The sequence below is a fragment of the Streptomyces sp. NPDC007856 genome, assembly GCF_042868225.1.
GTDB lineage: Bacteria > Actinomycetota > Actinomycetes > Streptomycetales > Streptomycetaceae > Streptomyces.
In genome coordinates this window covers 1-3,703 of sequence record NZ_JBIAEC010000084.1, presented here as the reverse complement: position 1 = coordinate 3,703, position 3,703 = coordinate 1, and the positions used below count along the sequence as shown (strand labels likewise).

Annotated in this window: 3 protein-coding genes and 2 pseudogenes; 4 read left to right on the top strand and 1 reads right to left on the bottom strand. The window is 67.9% G+C overall.

Annotated features, from left to right (window positions below; all coding sequences use genetic code 11):
- Positions 1-229 precede the first annotated feature (229 nt).
- From ACFYOH_RS44520 to istB, 4 genes and pseudogenes are all read left to right on the top strand, one after another.
- A complete protein-coding gene (locus tag ACFYOH_RS44520; protein WP_388638008.1) occupies positions 230-718 on the top strand; it encodes a TetR/AcrR family transcriptional regulator in 489 nt (162 codons plus the stop codon).
- A 193-nt stretch (positions 719-911) separates the two neighbouring features.
- Positions 912-1,612 (top strand): annotated as a pseudogene (gene istA / locus ACFYOH_RS44515) (IS21 family transposase); the annotation flags it as partial.
- Positions 1,609-1,854, top strand: a pseudogene (locus ACFYOH_RS44510) (IS21 family transposase); the annotation flags it as partial. The pseudogenes istA and ACFYOH_RS44510, both read left to right, overlap by 4 nt.
- A complete protein-coding gene (gene istB / locus ACFYOH_RS44505; RefSeq protein WP_388638005.1) occupies positions 1,854-2,627 on the top strand; it encodes an IS21-like element helper ATPase IstB in 774 nt (257 codons plus the stop codon). The pseudogene ACFYOH_RS44510 and the gene istB, both read left to right, overlap by 1 nt.
- 803 nt (positions 2,628-3,430) lie before the next feature.
- Here the strand turns inward: istB and ACFYOH_RS44500 are convergent.
- Entirely contained in the window at positions 3,431-3,565 is a 135-nt protein-coding gene (locus ACFYOH_RS44500) for a hypothetical protein (RefSeq protein WP_388638011.1), read from the bottom strand.
- Positions 3,566-3,703 lie beyond the last annotated feature (138 nt).

The following is a 3,703-nucleotide window of genomic DNA, read 5'->3' as shown; positions in this document are numbered from 1 at the left end:
CCGCCCTGCGCGTACCTCACACCCCCGGGGCTACCGGTGCCGACACCCAACTGTCAGGCGAACGGCACCGACATCACCCAATCAAGTTCAGTACCCAGCGGCCTTCTCGCCGGCAGCCCCGGAGGCTGTCGAGTGGCCCCTGCGTTTTCTGCCTGACAGCCCGGCGGCCCGACCCGCTGCGGATGCGACTCATCCTCAACGTGTAGAGGGCGTGACCCGCCCTGGCATCGTGGATCTGATGAAGGAGGCGGGACTCACACACGGCGGCTTCTACAAGCACTTCACCTCCCGCGACGACCTGATTGCGCAGGCCGCGGACCGCGCCCCGGCGGAGGGCTCGGCGAAGATGGACAAGGCCGCGCAAAGGAACAAGGAACAGCCGCTGGCCGGCCTGATCGACGCCTACCTCGCCAACCAGCACCGCGATGCGCCCGCCACGGGATGCGCCCTGGTCACCCTCGGCGCTGCCGCTGGGCGCAGCGACCAGCGCTTCAAAGCCGCCTACGAAAAGCAGGTCCGCACCTACCTGGACTTGATCGCCGGCCTCACCGACAAGGAGGATGCACAGGCCGAGGCGATGCTCACCCTCAGCGCCATGGTGGGCGCCATGCTCATCTCCAGGGCAGTGGCCGATCCGGAACTCTCTGACGTAATTCTGAAGGAAGTCGCCGAACAGCTGAAGCGTCACGCACCGGGAGCCGCGTCCCCTGCTACCTGATCCCGCACCACCGGCTCGATGCGTGAGTGATCGTTCCAGGCTGCCTCGGCGGATGCCCGCGTGAGAGGTGTCGGCGTACACCTGAACGTCCCCAACCGCGTACGGGTGAACGCGGCCAGTTCCTGACACGCTGAGGGTCGGCGCTTGGCACTCTGCTGCTCGGCCGGTTCGGGGTGGCAAAGGACGGCTGACGATGGTTCTGGATCCGCATCGTTGGGTGGAACTTCGGCGCTTTCGTGGCCTGTTCGAGTCCGGGGCGATGAGCCTGTCGGAGATCGCCCGGGAGACGGGGCTGGACCGCAAGACGGTCCGCAAGTACCTGGCCGGCGAGGGGCCTGCCTCACCGCCGCGGCGGGCTTCGAGTGGTCCGCGCCGCAGCGGGTGGTGGACGAGTTCGCGCCGTTGATCGACTCGATGCTGCGGGCCGAGATCTTGATGAAGGCCACGGTCATCTACGAGCGGCTGGCCAGGGACTACGGCTTCACCGGCAGCTACCAGCGGGTCAAGCTCTACGTTCAGGAGGCCCGCCCCAGGATCGCCGGGGAGCTGGGCATCACCCCGAAGGAGCTGGCAGGCCTGCACCGCCGCTTCGAGGTGGTCCCCGGCGCCCAGGCCCAGGTCGACTGGGGGGATGAGGGAAAGATCCTCGCCCACATGGGCATCGGCAAGGTCTACTCCTTCCACATGACGCTGTCGTACTCCCGCGACCCGTTCTGCTGCTTCACCACCAGCCAGGACCTGCAGACCTTCTTCGACTGCCATCGCCGGGCGTTCGCGCACTTCGGCGGGGTGCCGATGAGCATCGTCTACGACCGCATCAAGACCGTAGTGCGCCGGCATGTCGCCCCCGGGGAGGCGGTGCCGCTGCATCCGGAGGCGGTTGCGTTCGCCGGCCGAAGTACGGCGAGACGCGGCTGGAGGCCGCGTGCGCGAAGGCGATCGCGGTCGGCGACCCCTCCTACCGCACCATCAAGGGCATCCTGATCGCCGGCACCGAGACCGACCCCGAACCGGAGACCGGGGACGCCGGAGCCGCGGCCTTCCTGCACGGGCCCCAAGGGCTGTTTGCCACCGTCGAGACCCCCGACGCGGCGGACGGCGACCACGACGACCAGGGTCAGGACGGTGCTGCGTGATGAGCGTGATGGACACCGCTCTGCGGGCATCACTCAAGGCCCTGCGGCTGTCCGAGATGCTGGAGACCCTCGACGCCCGCCTCCTCCAAGCCCACGGCGGCGAACTCGGACACCTGGACTTCCTTCAGGTCCTCTGCCAGGACGAGATCACCCGCCGCGAAACCGTTGCTTTCGAACGACGCCTGAAACGCACGAAGTTCGAGCAGCAAGTCACCCTCGAAGAGTTCGACTTCACCGCCTCCTCGAAACTGCCCGCGGCTCAGATTCGCGACCTGGGAGCCCTGCGCTGGCTGCACGCCGGCGAGTCCGTGATCCTCTTCGGACCGGTCGGCGTCGGCAAGACCCACATCGCCCAGGCCCTCGGCCACCTCGCCGTCCGTCAGGGCGCCAACGTCCGGTTCGCCAAGACCAGCCGCATCCTGGCCGAGCTGGCCGGCGGCCACGCCAACCGCACCTGGGACCGCCGCATCCGCGAACTGATCCGGCCCGACGTGCTCATCCTCGACGACTTCGCCATGCGCCAGCTGTCCGCGGCCCAGGCCGACGACCTCTACGAACTCGTCTCCGAGCGGCAAGGCCGGTCTCTGATCATCACCAGCAACCGGGCACCCAGCGATTGGTATCCCCTCTTCCCCAACCCCGTCGTCGCCGAGTCCCTCCTCGACCGGCTGATCAACACCAGCCACCAAGTCATGATGAACGGACCCAGCTACCGCCCGAACAAACGCCCCAAGAACCCCACCATCAAGACCGACAAACCCAAGATCACCTAGAGCCCGATCAAGCCAGGACCTGGCCCATTACGTGAACACAAGGCTGGGGAATATCGCGAACGTCCACACCTTCTCTTCCCGCTTCAGGAAGCGATGGACTGCCTCGAGGACACGTACCGCGAGGCGCTCCGTGTCGCGTTGGGGTTCGAAAGCGGACCACCGCCGCAGAGAGACTGGTCGTCTCCAACGCCACGCTGGTCCTGCTGCAGAAGGTCGCCGCTGACCAGCCGTTGCTGGTGGTCATCGACGACCTTCCCTGGATCGATCGGTCAAGTGCCGCCGTACTGGATCTTGTGGCGCGGAGAATGACCGGCAGCGGGGTGAGTCTGCTCGCCGCTGCGCGCTCGGGATCACCGGACTTGCACGAGAGCGGCAGACTGCAGGAGTACGGGCTGGCGCCTTTGGACAAGGAGGCGGCGGACCACCTGCTGACCACCCGGTTCCCGCGCCTCGCCGGCAGGGTGCGCCAGCGTCTGATGACCGCCGCACAGGGCAACCCCCTGGCGCTGCTGGAGCTGCCCACCGCGCTGCGCTCGGCGCAGCTTGCCGCGCTGGAGGAGCTGCCCACCGTACTGCCCCTCCCTCGACGCCTGGGAGAACTCTTCGGCTCCCGGATCGCCGGCCTGCCCGAGGAATCGCAGCGACTGCTGCTGGCAGCGCTGGAGGGGACCAGCGACCTCGGCATCCTGCAAGCGGCCGCGCGCCAGGCTCGCCGACCTCGGGGACGCCCTGAACGATCTCGCTCCTGCCGAACGGGTTCACCTGGTGCACACCGACCTGGGTACCCGGCGACTGCACTTCCGTCACCCGCTGGTGCGCTCCACCTCGTGGAGACCTTGGCGAGCGGTGCGCGGCACGCGGCACACCGCGCGCATCAGCCTCGTCGCGCCGGAGACGCTGTAAGAGACGTGAAACCTCCTGCCGATCAGCGTGGCCACCCTCGCCGCGGTCCACACCTGGTCCTCGACCCAGTCGTGCGCGGGATCGTGTCCCTCGTCGTGGTGTTGGCGATCAGCGGCTGGGAGTGCGCGGGCGTCTGCCCGGGGCGCACTTCCACGGATGAGTACCGCTCCCTG